The 21,970-nt window shown below is 59.5% G+C and carries 28 protein-coding genes; 14 read left to right on the top strand and 14 right to left on the bottom strand.

What is annotated here, in order from left to right; translation table 11 throughout:
- Positions 1 to 113 precede the first annotated feature (113 nt).
- On the top strand, positions 114 to 1,055 hold the full coding sequence (locus tag ACM6JM_RS27595) for a class I SAM-dependent methyltransferase (protein WP_074688874.1): 942 nt from the start codon (positions 114 to 116) through the stop codon (positions 1,053 to 1,055).
- A gap of 14 nt (positions 1,056 to 1,069) precedes the next feature.
- Here the strand turns inward: ACM6JM_RS27595 and ACM6JM_RS27590 are convergent, their stop codons facing one another.
- On the bottom strand, positions 1,070 to 1,654 hold the full coding sequence (locus ACM6JM_RS27590) for an NAD(P)H-dependent oxidoreductase (RefSeq protein WP_074688876.1): 585 nt from the start codon (positions 1,652 to 1,654) through the stop codon (positions 1,070 to 1,072).
- Positions 1,655 to 1,768: 114 nt separating this feature from the next.
- On the opposite strand from ACM6JM_RS27590, the gene ACM6JM_RS27585 reads away from it, so the two are divergent.
- A complete protein-coding gene (locus tag ACM6JM_RS27585) occupies positions 1,769 to 2,401 on the top strand; it encodes a TetR/AcrR family transcriptional regulator (RefSeq protein ID WP_414882796.1) in 633 nt (210 codons plus the stop codon).
- A gap of 193 nt (positions 2,402 to 2,594) precedes the next feature.
- On the opposite strand, the gene ACM6JM_RS27580 is transcribed toward ACM6JM_RS27585, so the two are convergent.
- A complete protein-coding gene (locus tag ACM6JM_RS27580; RefSeq protein ID WP_074688878.1) occupies positions 2,595 to 3,221 on the bottom strand; it encodes a TetR/AcrR family transcriptional regulator in 627 nt (208 codons plus the stop codon).
- Positions 3,222 to 3,377: 156 nt separating this feature from the next.
- Between ACM6JM_RS27580 and ACM6JM_RS27575 the strand changes: the two genes are divergently transcribed.
- Positions 3,378 to 3,818: a hotdog fold domain-containing protein gene (locus ACM6JM_RS27575; RefSeq protein WP_011334899.1), complete on the top strand. Its 441-nt coding sequence runs from the start codon at positions 3,378 to 3,380 to the stop codon at positions 3,816 to 3,818.
- Between the two features lie 71 nt (positions 3,819 to 3,889).
- Here the strand turns inward: ACM6JM_RS27575 and ACM6JM_RS27570 are convergent, their stop codons facing one another.
- Positions 3,890 to 4,576, bottom strand: a complete 687-nt coding sequence (locus tag ACM6JM_RS27570) for a GNAT family N-acetyltransferase (RefSeq protein ID WP_039767333.1) — start codon at positions 4,574 to 4,576, stop codon at positions 3,890 to 3,892.
- A gap of 183 nt (positions 4,577 to 4,759) precedes the next feature.
- Between ACM6JM_RS27570 and ACM6JM_RS27565 the strand changes: the two genes are divergently transcribed.
- Positions 4,760 to 4,987: a YXWGXW repeat-containing protein gene (locus ACM6JM_RS27565; protein WP_039767335.1), complete on the top strand. Its 228-nt coding sequence runs from the start codon at positions 4,760 to 4,762 to the stop codon at positions 4,985 to 4,987.
- 6 nt (positions 4,988 to 4,993) lie between these two features.
- Here ACM6JM_RS27565 and ACM6JM_RS27560 read toward each other — a convergent pair whose 3' ends face one another.
- The 4 genes from ACM6JM_RS27560 to ACM6JM_RS27545 form a co-directional block, all read right to left on the bottom strand.
- Positions 4,994 to 5,551: a YceI family protein gene (locus tag ACM6JM_RS27560; protein ID WP_163975791.1), complete on the bottom strand. Its 558-nt coding sequence runs from the start codon at positions 5,549 to 5,551 to the stop codon at positions 4,994 to 4,996.
- A gap of 96 nt (positions 5,552 to 5,647) precedes the next feature.
- Positions 5,648 to 7,003: an MATE family efflux transporter gene (locus tag ACM6JM_RS27555; RefSeq protein WP_074688883.1), complete on the bottom strand. Its 1,356-nt coding sequence runs from the start codon at positions 7,001 to 7,003 to the stop codon at positions 5,648 to 5,650.
- 115 nt (positions 7,004 to 7,118) lie between these two features.
- Complete coding sequence (locus tag ACM6JM_RS27550) at positions 7,119 to 7,679, bottom strand: nucleotidyltransferase family protein (protein WP_039767341.1); 561 nt, start codon at positions 7,677 to 7,679, stop codon at positions 7,119 to 7,121.
- A 57-nt stretch (positions 7,680 to 7,736) separates the two neighbouring features.
- Positions 7,737 to 8,063 (bottom strand): low molecular weight protein tyrosine phosphatase family protein, encoded by a 327-nt coding sequence (locus ACM6JM_RS27545; protein ID WP_414882871.1) that lies wholly within the window; start codon positions 8,061 to 8,063, stop codon positions 7,737 to 7,739.
- 66 nt (positions 8,064 to 8,129) lie between these two features.
- On the opposite strand from ACM6JM_RS27545, the gene ACM6JM_RS27540 reads away from it, so the two are divergent.
- Complete coding sequence (locus ACM6JM_RS27540) at positions 8,130 to 8,699, top strand: chorismate mutase (RefSeq protein WP_414882795.1); 570 nt, start codon at positions 8,130 to 8,132, stop codon at positions 8,697 to 8,699.
- A gap of 28 nt (positions 8,700 to 8,727) precedes the next feature.
- Here the strand turns inward: ACM6JM_RS27540 and ACM6JM_RS27535 are convergent, their stop codons facing one another.
- A complete protein-coding gene (locus ACM6JM_RS27535) occupies positions 8,728 to 10,335 on the bottom strand; it encodes an ATP-dependent nuclease (protein WP_039767345.1) in 1,608 nt (535 codons plus the stop codon).
- Positions 10,336 to 10,618: 283 nt separating this feature from the next.
- Here ACM6JM_RS27535 and ACM6JM_RS27530 point away from each other — a divergent pair, with 283 nt between their 5' ends.
- The 4 genes from ACM6JM_RS27530 to ACM6JM_RS27515 all read left to right on the top strand — a co-directional run bounded on the left by ACM6JM_RS27530 (position 10,619) and on the right by ACM6JM_RS27515 (position 12,421).
- Positions 10,619 to 10,942, top strand: coding sequence for a hypothetical protein (locus tag ACM6JM_RS27530; protein WP_085667550.1), 324 nt, complete (start codon positions 10,619 to 10,621; stop codon positions 10,940 to 10,942).
- Between the two features lie 114 nt (positions 10,943 to 11,056).
- Positions 11,057 to 11,458 (top strand): hypothetical protein, encoded by a 402-nt coding sequence (locus ACM6JM_RS27525; protein WP_039767347.1) that lies wholly within the window; start codon positions 11,057 to 11,059, stop codon positions 11,456 to 11,458.
- 89 nt (positions 11,459 to 11,547) lie between these two features.
- Positions 11,548 to 11,865, top strand: coding sequence for a DUF6966 domain-containing protein (locus tag ACM6JM_RS27520; RefSeq protein WP_011334909.1), 318 nt, complete (start codon positions 11,548 to 11,550; stop codon positions 11,863 to 11,865).
- A 115-nt stretch (positions 11,866 to 11,980) separates the two neighbouring features.
- Positions 11,981 to 12,421: a hypothetical protein gene (locus tag ACM6JM_RS27515; protein ID WP_039767350.1), complete on the top strand. Its 441-nt coding sequence runs from the start codon at positions 11,981 to 11,983 to the stop codon at positions 12,419 to 12,421.
- A gap of 73 nt (positions 12,422 to 12,494) precedes the next feature.
- On the opposite strand, the gene ACM6JM_RS27510 is transcribed toward ACM6JM_RS27515, so the two are convergent.
- A complete protein-coding gene (locus ACM6JM_RS27510; protein WP_414882793.1) occupies positions 12,495 to 12,827 on the bottom strand; it encodes a hypothetical protein in 333 nt (110 codons plus the stop codon).
- Positions 12,828 to 13,001: 174 nt separating this feature from the next.
- On the opposite strand from ACM6JM_RS27510, the gene ACM6JM_RS27505 reads away from it, so the two are divergent.
- Complete coding sequence (locus ACM6JM_RS27505) at positions 13,002 to 14,681, top strand: sensor domain-containing diguanylate cyclase (protein WP_074688895.1); 1,680 nt, start codon at positions 13,002 to 13,004, stop codon at positions 14,679 to 14,681.
- Complete coding sequence (locus ACM6JM_RS27500; protein ID WP_414882792.1) at positions 14,674 to 14,904, top strand: hypothetical protein; 231 nt, start codon at positions 14,674 to 14,676, stop codon at positions 14,902 to 14,904. The genes ACM6JM_RS27505 and ACM6JM_RS27500 overlap by 8 nt, the downstream gene beginning before the upstream one ends.
- Positions 14,905 to 14,910: 6 nt before the next feature.
- On the opposite strand, the gene ACM6JM_RS27495 is transcribed toward ACM6JM_RS27500, so the two are convergent.
- From ACM6JM_RS27495 to ACM6JM_RS27485, 3 genes are all read right to left on the bottom strand, one after another.
- Entirely contained in the window at positions 14,911 to 15,606 is a 696-nt protein-coding gene (locus ACM6JM_RS27495) for a hypothetical protein (protein ID WP_085667546.1), read from the bottom strand.
- Positions 15,607 to 15,759: 153 nt separating this feature from the next.
- A complete protein-coding gene (locus ACM6JM_RS27490; RefSeq protein WP_074688901.1) occupies positions 15,760 to 16,143 on the bottom strand; it encodes a c-type cytochrome in 384 nt (127 codons plus the stop codon).
- Positions 16,144 to 16,198: 55 nt separating this feature from the next.
- Complete coding sequence (locus ACM6JM_RS27485) at positions 16,199 to 17,530, bottom strand: PLP-dependent aminotransferase family protein (RefSeq protein ID WP_163975801.1); 1,332 nt, start codon at positions 17,528 to 17,530, stop codon at positions 16,199 to 16,201.
- Positions 17,531 to 17,619: 89 nt separating this feature from the next.
- Here ACM6JM_RS27485 and ACM6JM_RS27480 point away from each other — a divergent pair, with 89 nt between their 5' ends.
- The gene (locus ACM6JM_RS27480) at positions 17,620 to 18,513 is read left to right on the top strand and encodes a DMT family transporter (RefSeq protein WP_414882791.1); all 894 of its coding nucleotides are present in this window, start codon (positions 17,620 to 17,622) and stop codon (positions 18,511 to 18,513) included.
- A gap of 3 nt (positions 18,514 to 18,516) precedes the next feature.
- On the opposite strand, the gene ACM6JM_RS27475 is transcribed toward ACM6JM_RS27480, so the two are convergent.
- Positions 18,517 to 19,338: an AraC family transcriptional regulator gene (locus ACM6JM_RS27475; RefSeq protein WP_074688907.1), complete on the bottom strand. Its 822-nt coding sequence runs from the start codon at positions 19,336 to 19,338 to the stop codon at positions 18,517 to 18,519.
- A 134-nt stretch (positions 19,339 to 19,472) separates the two neighbouring features.
- Here ACM6JM_RS27475 and ACM6JM_RS27470 point away from each other — a divergent pair, with 134 nt between their 5' ends.
- Positions 19,473 to 19,991: a carboxymuconolactone decarboxylase family protein gene (locus tag ACM6JM_RS27470; protein ID WP_039767361.1), complete on the top strand. Its 519-nt coding sequence runs from the start codon at positions 19,473 to 19,475 to the stop codon at positions 19,989 to 19,991.
- Positions 19,992 to 20,010: 19 nt separating this feature from the next.
- Here the strand turns inward: ACM6JM_RS27470 and ACM6JM_RS27465 are convergent, their stop codons facing one another.
- Positions 20,011 to 21,456 carry a SulP family inorganic anion transporter gene (locus ACM6JM_RS27465; RefSeq protein ID WP_414882790.1) on the bottom strand — a complete coding sequence of 482 codons (1,446 nt, stop codon included), beginning with the start codon at positions 21,454 to 21,456 and terminating at the stop codon, positions 20,011 to 20,013.
- Between the two features lie 174 nt (positions 21,457 to 21,630).
- On the opposite strand from ACM6JM_RS27465, the gene ACM6JM_RS27460 reads away from it, so the two are divergent.
- The gene (locus tag ACM6JM_RS27460; protein ID WP_414882789.1) at positions 21,631 to 21,927 is read left to right on the top strand and encodes a hypothetical protein; all 297 of its coding nucleotides are present in this window, start codon (positions 21,631 to 21,633) and stop codon (positions 21,925 to 21,927) included.
- The last annotated feature ends 43 nt before the right edge of the window (positions 21,928 to 21,970 follow it).

The following is a 21,970-nucleotide window of genomic DNA, read 5'->3' as shown; positions in this document are numbered from 1 at the left end:
CTACAGAAATTCATTTTTGATACAGCTCTTTTCGATAACACCCGTTCGACGGGCAGTCACCGACGCGTTATTGCGGTTAAAATGCGCGCCCTTTTGCTGGCCGATCCTGATTGATGAACCCTCAAGCCCTCGCCATTCTCCATACCCACCTGCTCAACGCGCTGACGTCGGCCCCGGCCGAAACCCGGCGCCTGTTCCATGGGCGTGGGCGTTGCTGGCCGGGGCTGGAGCAAGTCACCGTGGACTGGCTGCAAGGCGTGGTGCTGGTGTCGTTGTTCAAGGAGCCCGAGACTTCGCAGCTGGAAGACCTCAAGCGTCTGTTGCTGGAAATCACCGCTTCGGCGCCATGGCAGCAGTCCGGTGCCCACACTCTGCTGATCCAGCATCGTTACCTGCCGCAGAGCACCGCTGAATGGCTGTTGGGTGAAGAAATCGACGAAATGACCATCGTCGAGGGCGGCCTGAAATACCGCGTAGATCTGGGCCGCAAGCAGAACGCCGGGCTGTTCCTCGACATGCGTTACGGGCGCAACTGGGTGCGCGAACAGGCGGCGGGCAAACGGGTGCTGAACCTGTTCGCCTACACCTGCGGTTTTTCGGTGGCGGCCATCGAGGGCGGCGCCAGCCATGTGGTCAACCTCGACATGTCCCGCGCCGCGCTGAGCCGGGGCCGCGACAATCACCGGTTGAACGGGCATGATCTGAGCAAGGTGAGTTTCCTCGGCCACGACCTGTTCAAGTCCTGGGGCAAGGTGATCAACAGCGGCCCGTATGACCTTGTGATCATCGACCCGCCGTCGTTCCAGAAAGGCAGTTTTCTGCTGACCAAGGATTACCAGCGCGTGCTGCGTCGTCTGCCGGAATTGCTCACGGCGCAGGGCGCGGTGCTGGCGTGCATGAACGATCCTTCGTTCGGTTCGGACTTCCTGATTGATGGTGTGACCCAAGAGGCACCGAGCCTGCGCTTCGAGCAGCGGTTGGAGAATCCACCGGAGTTTCCGGATATCGACCCGGAAAGCGGTCTGAAGGCGCTAGTCTTCAAGCGCACTGAATAACTTCCTCGCCGGTTTCAGCGGAATAGTCCGAGGCCCATTTCGCGCGCCGCCTGCAGCTGCACCGCAGGATCGCTCGACTCGGACTCCAGCAACAACGCCGAGCCCGCCACTGTCGCCCCGCAGTAGTCGAAAATGCCGTGATCGATCTGCGTCTTCATCGCCGCGCCGTAGCCGTGGCGCTCGTAAGTGCGCACATCCGCTCCGCCGAGTCCGACCAGGTGTACGCGCAATCGTCCGAGTTTTTTCAGCGTCTTGTCGCCGTCGAAATCGTACGCCCAGCCATTGCTGAATACCCGGTCGATCCAGCCTTTGAGCAAAGCGGGCATCGACCACCAGAACACCGGATAGACCAGCACCAGCACGTCGGCGCGGTCGATGCGTGCCTGCTCGGCCAGTACATCAGCGGGTGGGGCGGATTCGCGGTGATGCACTGCCCAGTCGGCCACGCCAAAGCGTGGGTCGAATTCTTCGGCGTGCAGGTCGGCGATTTCGAAGGTGCTGGATGGATCGCTTTCCGACAGGCCTTTGGCAATCTGTTGCGCCAACGCGCGGGTCAGCGAACGTGGATCATCGTGATCTACAACAATCAATGCGTGCATGGGGAAATCTCCGGTTGGTGATTGCTGACCAAGGGCTTACCCTTGCGAAAAGCTACGATTGGTAAGCTACTACTAGTAAGTTACCTTCAGTAAGTTACGTTTGGTATATAAGTAATGTCAACCACTGAAATCCCCGAACACACACAACCCCGTCGCCGCCTGTCCCGGGAAGATCGCCAGCGCCAGTTGCTCGACATGGCCTGGCAACTGATTCGCGAAGAAGGCACCGATGCCCTGACCCTCGGCTATCTGGCGGAAAAGGCCGGCGTGACCAAACCGGTGGTCTACGACCATTTCACCACCCGCGCCGGTCTGCTCGCGGCGCTGTATCAGGATTTCGACCGACGCCAGACGGCGCTGATGGACGCCGCGCTGGCCAACGCCGAAGCAACCTTGAACGGCATTGCGACGGTGATTGCGACGGCGTATGTCGATTGCGTGCTGACCCAGGGCAACGAGATTCCGGGAGTGATCGCCGCCCTGGCGAGCACGCCGGAACTGGAGAGGATCAAGCGCGAATACGAGGCGATTTTCCTGGAGAAGTGCCGCAGCGTGCTCTCACCTTTCGCTGAAGGCGCAGAGATCGGTCAGGCAGGATTACGCGCCATGCTCGGCGCCGCCGAAGCGCTGTCGCAAGCGGCAGCCACCGACGAAATCAGCGCCGAACAGGCCCGTGACGAGCTGCTGGCAACCATCATTGCGATGGTCGAAAGAGCCGCCGCCCGCGCCATCCTGGCAGGTGACTGACGGTACTTGAGCGCATCCCCCCACCTTCCTACGATGGAACTACGCAGTCGCTTGGTCCGCCAAGCCGTTGCGTAGGTGCGGGTGCTCTGAACCCCAATCAAGCCTGCACCTGGCTTCATGCGCATCTTGAGCCTCGCGGGCTCTACTTCCTCCCCATCAAAGAGTCTTGAGGCTCTTTTTTTGTCTCGGAAAATCAGCGTTCGGGTTCACGGCGGATCGAACGCCACGCGGCCTGAGCCAGCAATTCGCGATAGGCCTTCGGACTGCCTTGCACTCGCCCGGACAACCACGCGCGGCAATAGCTGTCGGCCTGACCGACGATCAGCGACGGCAACAACTCGGCCGGGCACTCGTTGAGTTCAGCCGCGCGCCCGGACTCGCTCAGCCAGGTACGCAAGCCGAGGTTGCGGGTCTTGTTGCGCTCGGCCAGTTCGTCCTTGTGCGGGCCCCGGGTCACGGCATAGCGCGCGTGATACTGGAACCGCGCCCACTCCGGCTGGTTCTCGACCCAATCCACGTAGCTGTAGACCAGCGCCTGCACGCCCTCTTCGGTGGTCGTCGCGTCGGCCAGATAGGCGTCGCGCAGGCGCGCCTGGTCCTCCAGCGCAGTGAAGAACAGCGCGGCCACCAGCCCTTCCTTGTTGCCGAAGTGGTGGTAGATCGCCCCGACGCTGGTGTCGCATTCGGCGCGGATCATTTCGATGGTGGTGGCCTCGATGCCCTGCTCGTTGAACAGGCGCAGGGCCTTGCGAAAGATGTCGCGCTTGAGTTCGGCGCGGCGGCCGGGGTAGCTGCGTTCGAGTAGATCTGCGGTGTCCATGGGCCTTGAAAATCCGGGTAAAGGGCACGTCCGTGCCGGTGATCGAAACGCGCACAGGTTGACAGATTTCCCGCAGACAGAATACCGTTCCGTTACAGAATAATATTCTGTTACGGAACATGATTCTGTAAAACCCCTAACCGCGAGGCTCCACCCATGAGTCAGTTTCTCAGCATGTTCAACAGTGTCGGTTCCCAGGCGTTCAGCCAGATGGCCTGCCAGGTCGCTCCCTATTTCAGCACCATCAACCCACTGGTCACCGAGTTGCGGGCAGGTTCCGCGCAGGTGCAAGTGCCGTTTCGCCGCGAGATCACCAACCACCTCGGCACCGTCCACGCCATCGCCCTGTGCAACGCCGCTGAACTGGCAGCCGGGATGATGACCGACGTGTCGATTCCCGCTGGCGCACGCTGGATTCCCAAGGGCATGACCGTCGAATACCTGGCCAAGGCCAAGACCGACGTGACCGCCGTGGCCAATGGCGAAGGGCTGGACTGGCAGACCGAAGGCGACAAGATCGTGCCAGTGGATGTTCACGACGCCGAAGGCAAGAAAGTGTTCACGGCGCGAATCACCATGAACGTGAAACTGTCCTGAAATCACCGGCACAAAAAAGCCCTTGCTGCGCTGATCGCAACAAGGGCTTTCGTCGTTTCAAAGAGAAGGGATCAGTGAACGGTCAGGCGCTGACGAACAAATTCTTCAGTGCGGCGGGTGACCTGATCCAGATGCCGATCGCGCTGTTTCTCGGCATCGAGCATCGCCCGCTTGCCGTGCTTTTGCAGCAGATAGGTGTGGATCTGCTGCACTTCCAGCGAACGGTAGATTGGCGTCGTGTCGATAAAACCGCGCAGCCCGTTGCTGCGGTAATGCCGAGTGCTCATCAGCACCTGCGTTTCGAGCTGGCCCAGCACCTCGAAGCCCAGCGCCTCGAAATACGGCACCTTGCCGACGCTGCAGGTCAGCTCGGCATGGGGGTAACGCGCCACCATGTCCGCGATCAACGAACGGGCCACACCCTGACGCCGATGCCCTTCGCGCACCGCCAGATAGGCCACGTTGCACGCCTCCCAATCACCCTGCACCGGCAGATACAACAGGAAGCCGATCACCTGCTCCGGATCATCGTCGTCGGTGGCCACCAGCAATTCCACCTCGGTGCCCTTCTCGCCGTTCAACGCCTCCAGATACAGATGCACCTCGTAGCCGACCGCGTACTGATAAACGTTGTACAGCAGGTTACTCGGACCCAGCCCGATGGCGCTGATGTCGGTGAGATAGTCGACCACCATCTGCAGGATCTGGCTGTTGACGCCTTCGGGGCATGGGGATTTGTAGTGGGTGATGCGGGGCATGGCGGGCGGACTCCAACGGTAAAACACAGGTTGCCGGGCGAGTTGAGCGACCGGCGAACCGCGACATCATACCTTGTGCACGCCTGACAAAAATTTCATCTGCCCGAGAACGGATCTTTCGCCGATTTGGCGTCCAATTTTTCAGCTGCGTTCATTTCCCGACGCACGCCTTGAGGAGTTGCCATGAACGTTCTGCGTTCCGCGAAAACCATCAAATCCTTGCTCGCTGCCGCGCTGGTAGCGATCACCCTCTCGGGCTGTGTCGTCGAACCGGTTCGCCCGCATCGGCCACCACCGATCGTTGAGGTGGTTCCGGTCATGCCTGCGCCGGGTTATCACTGGGTTGCCGGGCATTACCGCTGGGCCGGCAACCAATGGCGCTGGATGCCAGGGCATTGGCGAGCGTACTGAGGTCGGTCACTGCGCGGGGGCAACGACCTTGAACTTGATGTCGATGTCCTTGGACACCACGGTGTCCGCCCACTCCCCTGCACCGAGCCCGAACTGGTCGCGCTTGAGCACCAGTTCGCCGTCAAAAATGCCGATGCTGCTGTCGGGTTTGAGTTGCACCGGCACCTGCACCTCACGGGTGATGCCTTTGAGCGTGAGATGGCCGTTAACCAGATAACGGTTGTCGCCGGCTGGGCTGAAGCGGGTCGATTCGAATACCGCCACCGGGAATTTCTCGGTGTCGAACCATGCCGGTTTCACCAGCTCGGTGTTGGCGTCCTCACTGCCGGCGTCGATGCTGGTCAGGTCGATGTGCAGCGTGGTGCGGGCATTGGCGAGATTGTCGCTGTCGAAATCCAGCGTCGCATCGAACTTGCCGAACGTGCCGTACATCCGCGAGCCCATCTGGTTGTAGGTGAAACTGATCTGGCTGGCGGTGGTGTTGACGCGGGTGTACTCCACCGCCTGCGCAGCAGGGACGACAATCAGGCAACACGCGGCAGCCCACAACAATCGAATCGACATGCAATGCTCCGGCGCCCGATGGGGCTCGAATGACTTAAGCAAACATCCGGCACTTGCGCCAGCCCCGCCAAGGCCCACCAAGGCCCGCCCGGCCCGTCACACCAGTCGCTCGATCTTCTGATGCTGCCAGACCCGTGTGTAATACAGCGTCTGCAGCACCAGCATCCCCAGATACGCGATCGGAAACGCCATCCACACACCCTGCAGACCGAACTGCCCGTCCAGCCAGTAGGCCGCCGGCAACTGCACACCGAGCACACAGATGATCGCCACGCCCACCGGCACCAGCACCGTGCCGCTGGCGCGCATGATGCCGCCGATGATCGCCTGGAAACCGAAGATCAACAGGCTCCACAACATGATGTGCAACAGGTGCTCGGCCATCGCCCGGGTCGAGTCTTCGGTCAGGAACAGCCCCAGCAACCAGTGCGACAACAGGTAACCCGACAGGATCAAGCCACCGGTCAGGCACACGTTGATCCACAGCCCGGTGCGCAGGATCGGGCCCATTCGCTCCAACCGCCCGGCACCGATCGCCTGGGCGCCGAGGATCGACGCGGTGATCGCAATCGACAGCGCCGGGAACTGCACGTAGTTGACGATCTGCGTCACCGCGCCATAGGCCGCTGTCGCCTGCGAGCCGTGCTGGTTGACCAGCGCCAGAATCACCAGCTCCGACAGCGACAGCACAATCATCTGCACCCCGGTCGGCAGGCCGATACGCAACACCTTGCCGAGAATTGCGCCGTCCAGTCGCAGCGCCGCGAAGAACTCACGATCCGGCGCCAGTGGATGACCCTTGCGGATCAGGCTCCATGACAGCCACGCCATCGACGCCAGCGTACCGGCCAGACCTGCAACCGCCGCGCTCTGGATGCCCAGTTGCGGCAAGCCGATCCAGCCGCGAATGAACGCCGGAGTCAGCGCCAGCCCGACAACGGTCGACAGCAGCAGCGCCAACATCGGCGACAGTGTGTCGCTCACCCCGCGTAACAACTGGGTGAACAGCACGTACACCAGCACAAACGGCAAGGTCCACATCATCACCCGGGCATAGGCCACCGCATCGTCCAGCACATCCGCCGGCGTACCCAAACCCTGCAAGGCCTGACGCGCAAACACACTGCCCAGCACCGCCGCCACCAGCCCGATCAATACCCCAAGCAACAGCGTCGCCCCGGCAATCGCCTTGACCATGTGCGACTCACGCGCGCCCCACGCCTGACCGATCAACACCCCTGCCCCGGCACCCAGGCCGATGACCAGCGCGATAAAGAAAAAAATGATCGGAAACATCCCCGACACCGCCGCCAGCGCCTGCGTACCGAGCATCTGGCCGATGTAGATGCTGTTGACCGTGCCCGACATCGATTGCAGGAAGTTCGACAGCACCATCGGGGCCAGGAACAGCAGGTAGGTTTTCCAGAGGGGGGATTGAGCGGGGGTTTGCATTGAGGTCCGTCTCGGGTGGAGGATTGCCTGGATATTACGCTAGATGTTTTGAGACTTGTCGGAGGTAATAGCGGTGAAGGTTTTTCTGTCTGATTAAAAGCGGACGAAGCTGAGTTCATCGTTCCATCATGATCTGCAAAAGCGGCCAATCAAGATGCCAGCACTTGGCGCGGACGCGCTCCAGATAGATCGAATGCTTCTCGGCGAGGAACCTGCTCGTAGGGCGGACAACGAGGGAAAACAGATCCTGCAGGCCCAAGGGTGCAGCTATTTCAATAACGCCGTTGGCACCAAGTCTGACGCCTATGGCTGTGGCCGTCTCAGGCCAGAACATCATTGCTTCGGTTGCACAAGCATAGGGCTGATCTGCGTTACGCTGATGCATTCTTGCCTGATTCTTGACCGACCAACTTATGCTGCTGTCCAGCGTCATTAGCAATGACTCCAACTGCGCGTCACGCTCTGGACTTGCGTCATCCGAGTCGTACCAAATGACGTCTACATCAGAAGGCAACGCAGAGAACGCCCGCCCATGAAGATGATCCCAGACCAGACTACGTACGAATCCGGCGGCGACCCAGCAATCACGCAACTGCAATCCTCTTACAATCTCAAGAATTTGCATGCGTGCGCGATCACCTGCCATGAGTGCATGAAGGTTGGCTTCTAGCATCATTGGGTTTCTGCGGTCGTCATGACGAAGCTCGGTATGCATGGGTGCCTGAACTGAAATTCAAGCGGGTAAATACCGAATAACGCTCTCTTCCAGTAATTTGATCAGCGCTGGTTCCATATACTCGTACTCATCCGGTATGTGCAGACAAACAACGTGTTTGTTCGCCAGCGCCGAGCGGAATCGACTGGAAAGTTTTTTGCGATGGGCTGGCTCCATCACACAAATCAGGTCAGCCCAATGCAGCAGTTCAGGGCTGATCGGGACATCCGCCTCGCGATCGGTACCCGCCGACGCAGTTTCCACGCCGGGCCAATCATCGAACCGTTGTTCGGCGGTCGGACTGCGCAAACGATTCTGGCTACAAATAAAAAGTACTTTCAACACCGGCTGACTCCATGCCAATACTCGACCATGACGCTCTTCCAACTCTACAACGTTCGAGAATTTATCATGCTTCAATCTCCACGCCTGCTCGCCTGCACGCTCCTGGTGCTGGTCACTAATACCACGCAAGCCGCCACAACGGGTGCCGCACACGAATCCTTGCAACCTTTAGTGGCAACCCTGAACGAACGCCTGAACATTGGCGACCTCGTTGCCCTGACCAAATGGGACAGCGGCAAACCGATCCAGGACAGTCCCCGTGAGGCGCAGGTGATCGACAACGCCCGCAAGCTGGCCGCCGAACGCAAGCTCGACCCGGAAGATGTCGCGCAGTTGATCGCCGCACAGATGGAGGCCAACAAACTGGTGCAGTACGGTTTGCTCGCACAGTGGCAGGCAGCCGGTGCCGCGCCGGACACGCCGCGCCCGGATCTGGGCAAACAGATTCGCCCGCGTCTGGACGAGTTGCAAGCCCGTCTGTTGCAGCAATACGCCGACTTCGCGCCCTACCGTCAAGATCCGAACTGCCCGGTGTGGCTGGCCAAGGCACGCACCGGTCTGACCCGCGATGCGCTGCATGATCTGGCCCTGACCCGCGCCACCGGAGAGCTGTGCATTCGGCCGCTGGCGCGCTAGTCGGCTTTCAGGCTAGCCCATCCGACATTCACTTATTGGCATCGTTGATAAGTTGGAAGATCTTTGCGATCTCGTTGATCGGGTTGGCTTGATTACGTTTGAAGAGATTGCGAAAACCGCTACTCGCCGTAGCCTTCACATATTTTTTTGCGAGCTCGACTTTGGTCAGCGCCGTACCGATCGCGATGGTCCCGTCCTTTTTTCTGATCAAATACTTGCCGAACTTGCGCGGTAAGTACCATTCCACGGTGTAACCATGGGTAATCCAGGTTCTGTCCTCACTCAGTGCATCGAGAATCTTGTATTTCGAAGACTCATCCCGGGTACGAACACGCACGCCCTGGTCAAATTTGAAGTCATGATCACAATCAACAACCACGAACGAGTTCCTGTTGATGCTCAGCATGGAAATGGTTTGGCCGACCTTCAGAATTTCATTCGCCTGATAGTGAGAAAGGACAGAGCCACCGTACAAAACAAACGAATAGTGGACATTCTCCAAGGGGGATTTTTGCCTGTTCGTCTGACACCAACGCTCCAACCAGTACTTTATGTAGATGCGATCCGACGGACCTTCTACCCAAATCACGAAATTCGCCTGGTAGAGATCGCTGGCGCGCACACCCAGTTCGTTCAATAACTGCTGCGGTGAGTTCTCTACACGAGGGCCATGCAAGGCACGGATGTGCTGGCCGTCGACATGAAAATGCGCAACGTCAACTGCTGGCTTCCTATCCGTAGATTTCCAAACCTCCGGGCTGAGAAATACCGAGGAATGCGATGAGACCAGCAATTGCAGATCCTTTTTCCTGGCCAGTGCGGCCAGCTTCATTGCCAGTACGCGTTGAAGGCGCGGATGCAAATGAGTTTCTGGCTCCTCGATAACCAAAATAGCGCCATTGTTTTGCTTCTTGACCCATGCCAGCAAACCTGAGGCAGCCTTCCAGCCTGACGGCAGATATTCAAACGGAACCGCTTGAGCAATGGTCGGATCGGCAGAAAGCCTCAAATTCACAGAAGCGGTATTTCGCAAGTCAGCGGCAGACGAGAGCTCCACCTCGTCGACCCCGGCCAACTCGGACAGAATACTTCTCAACGCGACGACAAAGTCTTTGCTTAAACAAACCTGTTCAGGCCCGCGCCAATAGCCGATAACAACCCCCATTCTGTCTACGATCTGGTTAACTTTATTCACCTCGGTGATCGTCATTCCTGCAGGAAGGATCCTTGAATAGAGCTCGTCCAGAATTATTTCATCGTGATTGGCCCGATCAAGTACGCGCAATGCCAGAACCGGTGGTGTGCGGGAAGACTCAAACTCCACGTGCAGAACCAGTGGAGAAGGAGACTTAGGGTATTTCGTGTTCCCTCCCCTGAAAGTGAGGTCCATGCCGTGAAAGACTTGCTGATTCAACGCTGAGCGCTTAAGCGTTTGAAACAATCGAGGCTCGGATAGGGCCCGCACCACATCTAGCAGCGTCGACTTGCCCGACCCGTTTCGTCCTCCGAAAACATTGATCTGTTCCAAATGAGCGCTTGGCAAATCAAGAAACCCGGCATCGGCTCCGAACATGTCATTACCGACATGAAAAATGACACCTCGTAACGCACTGAACTTGATTTTTTCTATGTGCAAAATTTCACCTGGTTAAACATTGGGAATACTCAGCATGATCGCGTTCATCCCCCGATCGGCAAAGCAACAGGCAACAGTCATTCAACTGTATCGGTAGCAGACTAGGTCGTTTGAGGCAACGACGTGACGGCAATGAACGAACACGAAAACATCCCTCACAAAACCGACATGCATTCATTGCTGGCGTCGATAGTCACCATCAGCTCAATGAAGTTCTCATAAAAAATCCGCGGCGTAACATCGGCTCCATACCCAACAAACAACCCCCCTGGAGCACACGATCATGAAACGCCAAATCCTTCTCGGCATCGCTTTCTCGGTTCTTGCAGTCAACGCTTTTGCAGCCAAACCTGCCCACACCATGATCGCCGAAGGCGGTTCGGATCGGTTGATTGAAAGTCGCTTGGCCGAGGGTGGTTCGGATCGTCTGATCGAACGCCGTGTGGCTGAAGGTGGTTCGGATCGTCTGATCGAACGCCGCGTCGCTGAAGGTGGTTCGGATCGTCTGATCGAACGTCGTGTTGCTGAAGGTGGCGCTGATCGTCTGATCGAACGTCGCGTGGCTGAAGGTGGTTCGGATCGTCTGATCGAACGCCGCGTTGCATAAGTAAGCAGCGCATAAAGATAAGCCCGGCCTGATCAGCCGGGCTTTTCTTTGCGCGCGCTTTTTTGCGTTTGCTGGGTAAGCTCTTAGCCCGACGCTGCGAATTTCAGGTTTCCCATGGACATTGAACGACTACTGAAGAAAAAACAGCTCAACGTGCAGGAGCAAAACGCAGTCGTTGCGCATCGTTTGATGCTTTGCGCCAGTGAATGGCGCAAACAGGGTGTACCTGTCGCCCTGGCCCGATACGCAGAGTACCAAGGCATCGACTGGTCGTCGTCCATCGTGCTGGAACTGGAAATCGACTTTCCCGGCATGCCTCGCCTGTTCGGACTTTTGCTGGATCAAAACGAATGTTTCATCGCATTTGAAATCGATACGGACGCCTCCCATGAACACATTGAATCCGTGGATCGCTGGGAGGACGTCTCGTCGATGCAAAATACTTCGACATCTAATCCGGGCACAGGTAAAGGCTTTGCCTCGATCGCGCTGGACGTGAAGCGTCAGCTTGTTTGATCGCTCTTTGCGCAACGCTCACTCTTCGGCGTCTTGAAGTCGTCACTGGTTGAATATCTACGCCTCATCAAAAGGAGCACTCATTGAACATGGGCCCGAAAACCGAAACGCTGATCAAGGTACTGAATGAGCTAATCAGTGTTCTGGAAAGCGACGGAGAAGCGCACTGGAGCGCGTGGATGCGAAAAGCTCGCGCACGATTGCTGGACTCCGATTATTCCGGAATCACGTGGCTGCTCTCGGCCTATGGCGGGATGGGGTCCTTCAATGATGTCGTGCTCGGACAAACCAGCATCAACGGTGCATTTGCCTGGAAGCGCGGCTATGGGGAACTGAATGCAAAATTTGCCGAACTCCGTGAGCAAGCCTACGAGTTGGCCAATGAAATCAGGCACATGCAGCGATAACGGCATTCATTGCTGGCGTCGATAGTCACCATCAGTTCAATGAAGTTCTCATAAAAAATCCGCGGCGTAACATCGGCTCCATACCAAACAAACAACACCCCTGGAGCACACGATCATGAAACGCCAAATCCTTCTCGGCATCGCTTTCTCGGTTCTTGCAGTCAACGCTTTTGCAGCCAAACCCGCCCACACCATGATCGCCGAAGGCGGTTCGGATCGGTTGATTGAAAGTCGCTTGGCAGAGGGTGGTTCGGATCGTCTGATCGAACGCCGTGTGGCTGAAGGTGGCGCTGATCGACTGATCGAACGCCGTGTGGCTGAAGGTGGTGCTGATCGTCTGATCGAACGCCGCGTTGCCGAAGGTGGCGCTGATCGTCTGATCGAACGCCGCGTGGCTGAAGGTGGTGCTGATCGTCTGCAAGAACGCCGCGTTGCTGAAGGTGGTGCTGATCGTCTGCAAGAACGCCGCGTTGCTGAAGGTGGCTCGGATCGTCTGCTGGAACGCCGCGTTGCCGAAGGTGGCGCTGATCGCCTGCAAGAACGCCGCGTCGCCTGAATCAAACGCTCTACCGCTGTACAAACAAAAAGCCCGGCCTGATCAGCCGGGCTTTTTCACGTCCAACCGGTGCTTATTGCACGGTTTTCAGTTTGACCACATCACCGGAGACCTTGGTGGTGTAGCCGCTCAGGACCCACGCCCAGAACCAGTTTTCCTGAATCTGAGTGTTGATCATGGCATCGCCGCCCTTGGCCTTGATGGCGGCATCCTGTGCACGGACGAAACGGCTGTTCTGCCGGATCGGGATCACGCCGAACAGCATCAGGCCGGTGGCAGTGGCTTCGCTGTGGCCAATCACGGTGTATTGGCTGCTGTCGTAATGTCTGGTGTTCATCGGGGTGCCGGTGCAACCTGCCAGAACCACACCGAACAGTGCGGCGACTACTTTGCTGAGGTATTTCACTGCAAGACTCCATGGGTAAACGCCCGGGATCCGTCTCTCGGGCGGCGCACACTTTACCGAACACAGTGGCTCATTGATATCGGCCTCGGCAGACTTTCATTAAACGCCTTGCTGGCAGCCCGTCCGCGATGTCGCATACCATGGCGCCACTCCAATAAAGACAGACATTTCTCCATGCTCAAAGCCAGTCTGCGTAGCCACCTGACTCTCTGGTTTGCCGGCTTGTCCCTGCTGACGCTGTTGAGCGTTGGCTTCTATGTCGGCCACATCGCCACCGAACAAATGAAACAGGCCAGCGGCAATGCCCTGTTGAGCACCGCACGGTCGGCCGCAGCATTGCTGGGTGAGCAATTGCGTGAGCGACAACTGGAGGTTTATCTGCTCAGTCGTGCGCCGCATCTGGAGCGTGGTGATCTGGATAACCCGGCGATCCTCAAATCGATGCAGCTGCGCACCCAGGCCCGCGCCGAATATGCGTGGATGGGTATCGCCGACGCCAACGGTCAAGTGCATCAGGCCGTCAACGGATTGCTGGTGGGCCAGTCTGTCCAACAGCGTCCGTGGTTCCAGGCGGGTTTGCGCGGTGAATACACCGGCGACCCACACGAAGCCGTGTTGCTGGCAAAAATGTTGCCGGCGCTGGCGAATGGCGAACCGCTGCGCTTCATCGATTTCGCCGCGCCGATTCACAATGCCGACGGCCAGGTGATCGGCGTGCTCGGCGCCCACGCGCACTGGAGTTGGGTGACACGCATCGTCGAATCGGCGGCGCTTTCGCACAAAGGCGTCGCGCCGGACATCGAGGCATTGATCGTCGATCACGACGGCAAGGTGCTGTATCCGGAAGCGCTGGTTGGCCAGCAACTGGCAGCGAACAATCCCGACTCGCCGGGCTGGACCGTCGGCGACGGTTACCTGACCAGTGCGGTGACGGTGCCGACGCCCTTGAGCACTGCGTTATCCTGGTCGATTGCCGTGCGCCAGCCGTTGGACACCGCGCTGCAACCGGCGCGCCTGCTGCTCTATAAATTGTTGCTGCTGGGGGTGATGGCTGCGGTGGTGTTTGCACTGGTCGCCTACTATCTGGCGCTGTACCTGAGTCGCCCGATCGAGCAATTGGCACGCTCGGCTCAACAGGTGCAGAACAATCAGCCGGGGACGCGTTTTCAGTTGCAGCATCCGGTTCGGGAAATCGCCCAGCTCGGCCAGTCCATCGACACGATGACCCAATCGCTGCTGGCCAAGGAGCGCGAGTTGCAGGAAGCAAACGCTTCGCTGGAAGCCACGGTCGCACAACGTACCGCTGCCCTCACCCAGGCCAATGCCGAACTGCTGAGTCTGGCGACTCATGATGGTTTGACCGGCGCGTTCAACCGTCGCCGGCTTGACGAAAAGCTCACCGAGTACAGTCTTTTGTTTCGCCGTACCGGACGGCCGTTTGCGTTGTTGCTGATCGACGTCGATCATTTCAAACGCATCAACGATACCCACGGCCACGCGGTCGGAGATGACGTGCTGCGACAACTGGCGCAACTCATACAGATCAGCACCCGGGCCACCGATTTTGTCGCACGCTATGGCGGTGAGGAGTTTGCCGTGCTGCTGCCGGAAATCGCCAAACCGGACACCCCGGAAGTGGTCGCCGAGAAGATCCGGACCACCATTGCCGAAGCGACATTTCCGCTGGTCGGGCTCGTTACCGTAAGCATTGGTGTCGGCCTGGCCGACCCGGCCGACAACACCCCGACAGCACTGGTCAAACGTGCCGATCAGCGGTTGTACAAGGCAAAAGCGGCAGGTCGCAATCAAGTGGCCTGCCAGGCTTCGCTCATCGAGGTGAGCGAAAATGGCTGATGCGCACTCGATCCCGCCACGATTCATCCTCCACGAAACCGAACACTGGCTACTCAATCACCACATGGCATTCGGCAGTCTGGAGAATGCGCAGACTGCCACCGATGGCGCCGAGTTGACGTTGTTTATCTGGCGAGAGTTTGGCGAAAGCCCGACACCCCCTGCGATTCAGGGGGCGTCGATCAAAGATGTGACTGCGCGATTGAGGCTGGCGCTGAAGTAAACCGCTTTATTGCTTCATATCTTTGACCAGTTCAGCCATCAGCAGATCAGACACATGGGTAAATGCCTTGCGCAGGACTTCCGGATCTTTCGCGTATTGCTCCGGTAGATAGGCAAGGTTGTTGGCATCATTGAATACCGTGATCGTTTCAAAGTTTCGCCAGACCGCCGAACCCTTGCGCTTGATCTGGGCGTTGGCGCCGATCACCGGATACAGCACCTCGCTGAAGTTTTTGAGGCACAGCCCCCACTGTCCGACCATGATTTCGATTTCGGCGTCGGCCTGCTCGCCTTCTCCGACTATTGTGAACAGCCGCTCCTGCTGAACCCGGTCAACGAAACTCTGGCGGACCAGTTTGGCCAGGTCGATATCATTGGCCTTCATGTTGTTGAGGATTGCCCGGGAAATATCCCCCGTCAGCACATCACCATTTTTTGTCCCCGCAACGGACCCCGCGCCTGCCAATGCATTGACTTGTGTCGTCGATGCACCGGCCGCCATCCCAGTGGCCGCCCCGGCACCGGCACCCAGTCCCGCGCTCCAGGCTTGAGTCATGCTGGTGTATTTGAAGTTATCGACGGCAACAAATACCGGTAGCACCTTCAGTGTCTTGATCTGTTGACGATCTTCGACACTGAAGTTCTTGGTGACGCATCCACATAACAGCAAGAGTGCGCCAATAACAACGAGCAATTTTTTCATGGTGGGGAAAGTTCGAGGGATTGGACATCAGACTTATCGCCCGCACTCGCCAATCCTTGAACCTGGCATGACTCATTGCCACGGAAAAATTGGGGCGCGTGCAAGGCTAACGCCCCGTCCCCTCAAATGTGCAGCTCCCGCACAGGCGCTTCATTACTGAGAAAACGTCTGCAGATACGCCAACAAATTATCAATCTTCTCCTCGTCACTCAGCCCCCAAAAGATCATCCGCGTCCCCGGCACCACCCCCTTCGGATCCTTCAGATACTTCGTCAGCGTTTCACGATCCCAGGTCAGGCCGGAGTTTTTCATGGCGTCGGAGTACACGTAATTCGCCGACGTCCCCGCCGGGCGGCCGATGATGCCGTTGAGTTCGGGGCCGAAGCCCGGGCGGGCAGATTCGCCGACCTGATGGCAGCCGCCGCACAGGCGCGGGAAGATTTTTGCGCCGGCCTCGGCGTCACCAGCGGCCAGAACGGGTGTGCTGAGCAGGCCAGCGTTGAGGATCAGGGCGAAAGTCACTGCAGCGTTTTTCATCAGGGATTTCCAGAGCTTCGGCGGCGCCAAGGGTAATCCTGCGCGGTCACTTGCGCTACAGGTAGGCGCCCACGACCTGGCGGACTTTGAGCAAGGCTTGACGCAGGGCAAGCATGTCCACCGATCCCAACGCCAGACGAATCGCGTGGGGCACATGGGTGGACACGGTGAAGGGCTCGGCGGTGGTGACGGAAACCTGTTCGTGCATCAACTCGACCACGATGTGGTCGGCCCGAATATCTTCCGGCAGCGGCAGCCAAAGAAAATACGAAGAGGGATGGCCGACAGTCGACAGTCCTTCGAGAATCTGCGCGGCCAGGGCTTGCCGGGCCTGGGCGTCGCTGCGTTTTTGTGCTTCGAGCAAATTGACGGTGCCGTCGTCGAGCCAGCCGCAGGCGATGGCGGTCATCACCCCGGGGGTGTTCCAGGTGGTCGCGCGGATGATCCGCTCCAGCGCCGCCACCTGTTCGACCGGCGCGGCGATGAAGCCGACACGCAGGCCGGTGGCAATGTTTTTCGACAGGCCTGAGACGTAGACCGTGCGCTCCGGTGCCAGAACCGCCAAGGGAGGTGGCGGGTTATCGACCAGAAAGGCGTAGGCCGCGTCCTCGATGATTGTCAGATCATGCCGGCGGGCAATCGCGATCAAGTCCTCACGTTGCTCCAAAGGCATCACCCAGCCCAGTGGGTTGTGCAGGGTAGGCATGCTGTACACCGCACGCACCGGTCGTTGGCGGCAAAGTCTGTCGAGGGCCGCCAGATCGGGGCCCTGCTCTTTCACGGGAATCGCCACCACTTCCAGGTGCAGCGCTTCGGCCAGCACTTTGAATCCCGAATAGGTCAAGGCGTCGGCGGCAACCACATCGCCGGGTTTGAGCAGCGCCATCAGCGTCACCGCCAACCCTTGCTGCGCGCCGTTGACGATCAGCACCTGCTCGGCCTCGACACTCAAGCCCCGTGTTTGCAGGTGCCGCGCCACCGAGGCCCGTTCATGCTGGCGACCGGCGTGGGGCTGATAGCGCAGCAGCGCTTCAAGGTCGCCGGACAACGCCAGCTGCCGCAACGCGGTGCGCAGCAGCTCGGCCTGCCCCGGCAATGACGGGTAGTTGAAGTTCAGATCGATCATGCCCACCGCGACGTCTTTCTGGTCGATGCCCTGCCCCGGCAACAACGACGTTTCCCGCACGAACGTGCCGCGCCCGGCTTCGCCGCTGACCAGGCCCATGGCCTCGAGCTCGGCGTATACGCGCGAGGCCGTGACCAGCGCCAGCCCTTCGCTGGCTGCCAATTGCCGGTGAGTCGGCAGCCGCGTGCCGGGCAACAGGCGGCCGGCGCGGATATCGGCAGCATAGGTGTCGACGAGGGTCTTGTAGCGGGAGCGCGGCATGTCGGCCTGTATCCATGACAATTTTTTGATTGTGCTGATTCTCAGCCCTAGGATCGATCCAACGCAACCCACCTCCGAGCGCCACATCCATGGAACGAACCACCCACCTCGGCACCCCGGCCCTGGAAAAAACCAGCGGCTGGATCAATGGCTTCATCGGCGTCGTGATCTTCAGCGGCTCGCTCCCCGCCACGCGGTTGGCGGTGCTGGAGTTCGACCCGGTGTTTCTCACCGTCATCCGCGCGACCATCGCCGGCACCCTGGCGTTGTGCTTGCTGTGGCTGTTTCGCGAACGGCGTCCGGCGCGGGATCAGTGGTTGTCCTTGCTGATCGTCGCGCTGGGCGTGGTGGTGGGTTTTCCGTTGTTGACGGCCCTGGCGCTGCAATACGTGACGTCGGCGCATTCGATTGTGTTTGTAGGATTGCTGCCGCTGGCGACGGCGATTTTTGGTGTGTTGCGCGGTGGCGAACGGCCGCGTCCGGTGTTCTGGATTTTTTCGGTGCTGGGCAGTTCGCTGGTGGTCGGTTTTGCGATCTCACAAGGCCTGACCGCCTCGCCCACCGGTGATCTATTGATGCTGGCGGCGATTCTCGCCTGCGGCCTCGGTTACGCCGAAGGCGCAAAACTGTCGCGCACCCTCGGCGGCTGGCAGGTGATTTGCTGGGCGCTGGTGTTGTCGTTGCCGGTGATGGCCGTGCTGAGCGTATGGCTTGCGCCCGCCTCGTTCAGCGGTATCAGCGTGTCGGCGTGGGTGTGTCTGGCTTACGTTTCGCTGTTCAGCATGCTGATCGGTTTCGTGTTCTGGTATCGCGGCCTGGCCCAGGGCGGGATTGCGGCGGTCGGACAGTTGCAATTGCTGCAGCCGTTTTTCGGCCTGGCACTGGCCGCGACCTTGCTCCATGAGCATGTCAGCGTGGGCATGCTGGTGGTTACGCTGGGGGTGATCCTGTGCGTGGCCGGGGCAAAGAAATTCGCCAGATAGTCTTCAACTCGCGCCAGCCTTCCATTCCCGCGGACTGAGCCCGGTCTTGCGTCGAAACGCCCGGGCCAGCGCCGAAGGACTTTCATAACCGACTTCTTCGGCAATCAGGGCGATCGGTCGTCCCTCGCGCAGGCGTTTCTGCGCGAGGCTGATCCGCCAGTTCACCAGATAATCCACCGGCGTCTGCCCCACCACCCGCCGGAAGTGGTCGGCGAAACCGGCGCGGGACAGGTTGGCGGCGCTCGCCAGTTCGGCGACGCTCCAGGCCTTGGCCGGTTGCTCGTGCATCAGGTTCAAGGCTCGGGAAATCTTCGGATCGGCCAGCCCGGCCATCATGCCCGGCTGCTGGTTGCGACTGCTGATTAGATGGCGCAACAACAGAATCACCAGCAACTCGAACAATCGGTCCATCACCGCTTCGCGCCCGCAGTGGCCGTCGAAAGCTTCCTTGAACAGCCACTCCAGGGTGCTGGCCATTTCCGGCAGGTCGGCGAGTTTCAGCACCAGATAATCCGGCAGCGCTGCCGCCAAAGCATTGCCCGCGCCGCCGTCGAAGGTCAGCGAAGCGCACACCAGTTGCGTGCCCATGACTTCGTTGGCGAACAAGCGATGGGCCATGGGGCGCGGGAAAAAGATCAGGGTCGGTTCATTGAGCGAGACTTCAGGATCATTGCCCGGTTTGAGCAACAACTCCCCCGCCTGCAACAGGTGCACATGCCCGCACACCTGGTCGCCGCCGTAGGCGCTCACTCCACAGAACGTGCCGCTGTGAAAGGTGCCGGCATTGACGCCGAAATGGCTGAGCAACGTAGAAAGGCGATCCATGACTGATTCTCGCAAGGACAGGTTTGGACGATCTGTCGCATATCCTCGACGATTTGCACCCAAAGCACCAGCCGCGCTCAATAACATGACCTCCATCCCCGGCGCACTTCGCACCGGACTTTCGGAGAATCACCATGAGCCGCATCGCCCCTGTCAGCCTCGAAACCGCCACCGACGCCACTCGCCCAGTGCTTGAAGGCGTGCAGAAAAAAATCGGCTTCCTGCCCAACCTGTTCAAGACCCTGGCCGTCGCCCCTGTCGCGCTGGATGCCTACGTGCAAATCTCGGCAACCTTGGGCAAGACTTCACTGAGTGCCAAGGAAAAAGAAGCGGTGTACCTGGCCACCTCGCAAGTCAACGGTTGCGACTATTGCCTGGCGGCGCACACTCTGTTCGCCAGCAAGGCCGGGCTGGCAGCAGAAGAAATCGTCGAAGCGCGTCATGGCCGGCTCAATGCCTTTGCCACCCTCGCCCATCAACTGACCGAAACCCGTGGTCACTTGAGCGATGAACAGATTGCCGCCGCCCGCGCTGCCGGCATCGACGACAAGAAGATCATCGAAGTGATCGCCCTCGTCGCTGTGCAAACCCTCACCAACTACCTGAACAACGCGGCACTCACCGACATCGATTTCCCCGCCATCGATGCCTGATCAGTGACCGGGGTCGATCTCAGTCGTGATCGACCCCGGCGCGTTTCAGCAATTTCTTGCAGCGTTCGGACAGGTGAAACACCTGCAACTGCTTGCCCGCCTTGGCGTAGCGTTCGCGCAGGGTTTTCAGCGCGGCGATGGCCGAGTAATCGACAAAGCTCAGGTGCCGGCAATCCAGCGTCACCCGTTGCGGATCGCTGGCCGGGTCGAATTGATTGAGGAACGGCGTGGTCGAGGCAAAAAACAGCGTGCCGTGCAGGCGATAGAGTTTGCTGCCGTCCGCTTCCAGATGCTCATCGGCGTACAGCTCGCGCGCTTGCTGCCAGGCAAAATTCAGCGCGGCGATGATGATCCCGCACAGCACGGCCGTGGCCAGATCGGTAAACACCGTGATGGTGGTTACCGCGATGATCACCAGCACATCGTTGAGCGGCACTTTGTTCAGCACCCGCAACGAAGCCCAGGCAAACGTCTGCTGCGACACCACGAACATCACCCCCACCAGCGCCGCCAGCGGAATCCGCTCGATCAGCGGCGACAGAAACAGAATGAACAGCAGAATCAACACACCCGCTACCACGCCAGACAACCGTCCGCGTCCGCCGGAACTGAGGTTGATCACGGTCTGGCCGATCATCGCGCAACCGCCCATACCGCCGAATGCACCGGAGACCACGTTTGCCGCCCCCAGCGCCACGCATTCGCGATCCGGGTAGCCACGGGTTTCAGTGATTTCGTCGGTGAGGTTGAGGGTCAGCAGGGTTTCCAGCAAACCGACCAGCGCCATCAGAATCGCGTAGGGCGCGATGATGCGCAGTGTGTCGAGATTCCACGGGATGTCCGGCAGCGCAAACGTCGGCAGGCCGCCGGCGATGTGCGCCATGTCGCCGAGGGTGCGAGTCGGCAGACCGAGCAGGTAGACCAGCAAGCCTACGCCGAGGATCGCCACCAGTGCCGGCGGCACCGCGCGGGTCAGGCGCGGCAGGATGTAGACGATGGCCATGGTCAGCAGCACCAGCCCGGTCATCAGGTACAGCGGCGTGCCGCTGAGCCACTGCTCGCCGCTCTTGAAATGCTCCAGTTGCGCCAGCGCAATGATGATCGCCAGACCGTTGACGAACCCGAGCATCACCGGGTGCGGCACCATGCGCACCAGTTTGCCCAGCCGCAACAGCCCGAACGCCATCATGATCAAGCCGCCGAGCAACACCGTCGCCAGCAGGTACTGCACGCCGTGCTGCACCACCAGCGCAACGATCACCACCGCCATCGAACCCGCCGCCCCGGAGACCATGCCCGGCCGGCCACCGAACAGCGCGGTCAGCGTGCAAATGATGAAGGCGCCGTACAGGCCCATCAGCGGATTGAGATGAGCCACCAGCGCAAACGCAATGCATTCGGGCAACAGGGCAAACGAGGTGGTGAGTCCGGCCAGGACATCGGCGCGCAGACGAATCGGTTTCATGGCTTACCTGACAGAGTGGCCGACGGGCGCGGCCGCATGCATTGGCGCAAAAGAGCGCCGCGGAAAAAGAGGGTTGCGGATGTTACGCAAATGCACCGGCGTGGGCCAGTCATCGCTGACAACCGTCGGCACGCGCTTTATGCTGGCGCGCAGTTTTTGCCAGTGGAGCCTCGGATGCAGAGCGAATTGACCAGCCGCGAAGTGTGCCAGCGCTTGCGCGATGCCGCGCTGGGCGTGTGTGCCTTGCGGGTGATGGACGCGCGAGCGGATCAGGTTGCGGTCGACATTGAAGGCTGGCGCTTGCAACTGGACTTCGACGGCCAGCGCCTGCATCACTGCGCTGACTGTCTGTGCCCGGACGGTCGCGAATGGACGCTCGACACCCGGCAGCGCTTCGGCACCGATCCGGTCAGTCTGTTGAGTACCTGGGAACTGGCGCAGATCGAAGGCTTGTTGCGGCAACGTGAATGAGAGACGGCAATCAGAGTTGCTCAATGATGGCACTCTGCCCATA

The sequence above is a fragment of the Pseudomonas sp. IT-P2 genome, from assembly GCF_949767575.1.
Taxonomy (GTDB): Bacteria; Pseudomonadota; Gammaproteobacteria; order Pseudomonadales; family Pseudomonadaceae; genus Aquipseudomonas; species Aquipseudomonas pharyngis.
Note: the sequence above shows the minus strand (reverse complement) of the source record. Positions and strands in the feature narration are given on the sequence as shown.

Bases quoted from the DNA above. Each gene is read 5' to 3' on its own strand.
- ACM6JM_RS27555 (WP_074688883.1), bottom strand. From the start codon at position 7,003: ATGCAAACCCCCGCTCAATCCCCCCTCTGGAAAACCTACCTGCTGTTC.
- ACM6JM_RS27470 (WP_039767361.1), top strand. From the start codon at position 19,473: ATGAGCCGCATCGCCCCTGTCAGCCTCGAAACCGCCACCGACGCCACT.
- ACM6JM_RS27585 (WP_414882796.1), top strand. From the start codon at position 1,769: ATGTCAACCACTGAAATCCCCGAACACACACAACCCCGTCGCCGCCTG.
- ACM6JM_RS27505 (WP_074688895.1), top strand. From the start codon at position 13,002: ATGCTCAAAGCCAGTCTGCGTAGCCACCTGACTCTCTGGTTTGCCGGC.
- ACM6JM_RS27465 (WP_414882790.1), bottom strand. From the start codon at position 21,456: ATGAAACCGATTCGTCTGCGCGCCGATGTCCTGGCCGGACTCACCACC.
- ACM6JM_RS27570 (WP_039767333.1), bottom strand. From the start codon at position 4,576: ATGCCCCGCATCACCCACTACAAATCCCCATGCCCCGAAGGCGTCAAC.
- ACM6JM_RS27565 (WP_039767335.1), top strand. From the start codon at position 4,760: ATGAACGTTCTGCGTTCCGCGAAAACCATCAAATCCTTGCTCGCTGCC.
- ACM6JM_RS27550 (WP_039767341.1), bottom strand. From the start codon at position 7,679: ATGATGCTAGAAGCCAACCTTCATGCACTCATGGCAGGTGATCGCGCA.
- ACM6JM_RS27525 (WP_039767347.1), top strand. From the start codon at position 11,057: ATGGACATTGAACGACTACTGAAGAAAAAACAGCTCAACGTGCAGGAG.
- ACM6JM_RS27460 (WP_414882789.1), top strand. From the start codon at position 21,631: ATGCAGAGCGAATTGACCAGCCGCGAAGTGTGCCAGCGCTTGCGCGAT.
- ACM6JM_RS27485 (WP_163975801.1), bottom strand. From the start codon at position 17,530: ATGCCGCGCTCCCGCTACAAGACCCTCGTCGACACCTATGCTGCCGAT.
- ACM6JM_RS27540 (WP_414882795.1), top strand. From the start codon at position 8,130: ATGCTTCAATCTCCACGCCTGCTCGCCTGCACGCTCCTGGTGCTGGTC.
- ACM6JM_RS27490 (WP_074688901.1), bottom strand. From the start codon at position 16,143: ATGAAAAACGCTGCAGTGACTTTCGCCCTGATCCTCAACGCTGGCCTG.
- ACM6JM_RS27495 (WP_085667546.1), bottom strand. From the start codon at position 15,606: ATGAAAAAATTGCTCGTTGTTATTGGCGCACTCTTGCTGTTATGTGGA.
- ACM6JM_RS27590 (WP_074688876.1), bottom strand. From the start codon at position 1,654: ATGCACGCATTGATTGTTGTAGATCACGATGATCCACGTTCGCTGACC.
- ACM6JM_RS27595 (WP_074688874.1), top strand. From the start codon at position 114: ATGAACCCTCAAGCCCTCGCCATTCTCCATACCCACCTGCTCAACGCG.
- ACM6JM_RS27500 (WP_414882792.1), top strand. From the start codon at position 14,674: ATGGCTGATGCGCACTCGATCCCGCCACGATTCATCCTCCACGAAACC.
- ACM6JM_RS27520 (WP_011334909.1), top strand. From the start codon at position 11,548: ATGGGCCCGAAAACCGAAACGCTGATCAAGGTACTGAATGAGCTAATC.
- ACM6JM_RS27575 (WP_011334899.1), top strand. From the start codon at position 3,378: ATGAGTCAGTTTCTCAGCATGTTCAACAGTGTCGGTTCCCAGGCGTTC.
- ACM6JM_RS27580 (WP_074688878.1), bottom strand. From the start codon at position 3,221: ATGGACACCGCAGATCTACTCGAACGCAGCTACCCCGGCCGCCGCGCC.
- ACM6JM_RS27515 (WP_039767350.1), top strand. From the start codon at position 11,981: ATGAAACGCCAAATCCTTCTCGGCATCGCTTTCTCGGTTCTTGCAGTC.
- ACM6JM_RS27560 (WP_163975791.1), bottom strand. From the start codon at position 5,551: ATGTCGATTCGATTGTTGTGGGCTGCCGCGTGTTGCCTGATTGTCGTC.
- ACM6JM_RS27480 (WP_414882791.1), top strand. From the start codon at position 17,620: ATGGAACGAACCACCCACCTCGGCACCCCGGCCCTGGAAAAAACCAGC.
- ACM6JM_RS27475 (WP_074688907.1), bottom strand. From the start codon at position 19,338: ATGGATCGCCTTTCTACGTTGCTCAGCCATTTCGGCGTCAATGCCGGC.
- ACM6JM_RS27530 (WP_085667550.1), top strand. From the start codon at position 10,619: ATGAAACGCCAAATCCTTCTCGGCATCGCTTTCTCGGTTCTTGCAGTC.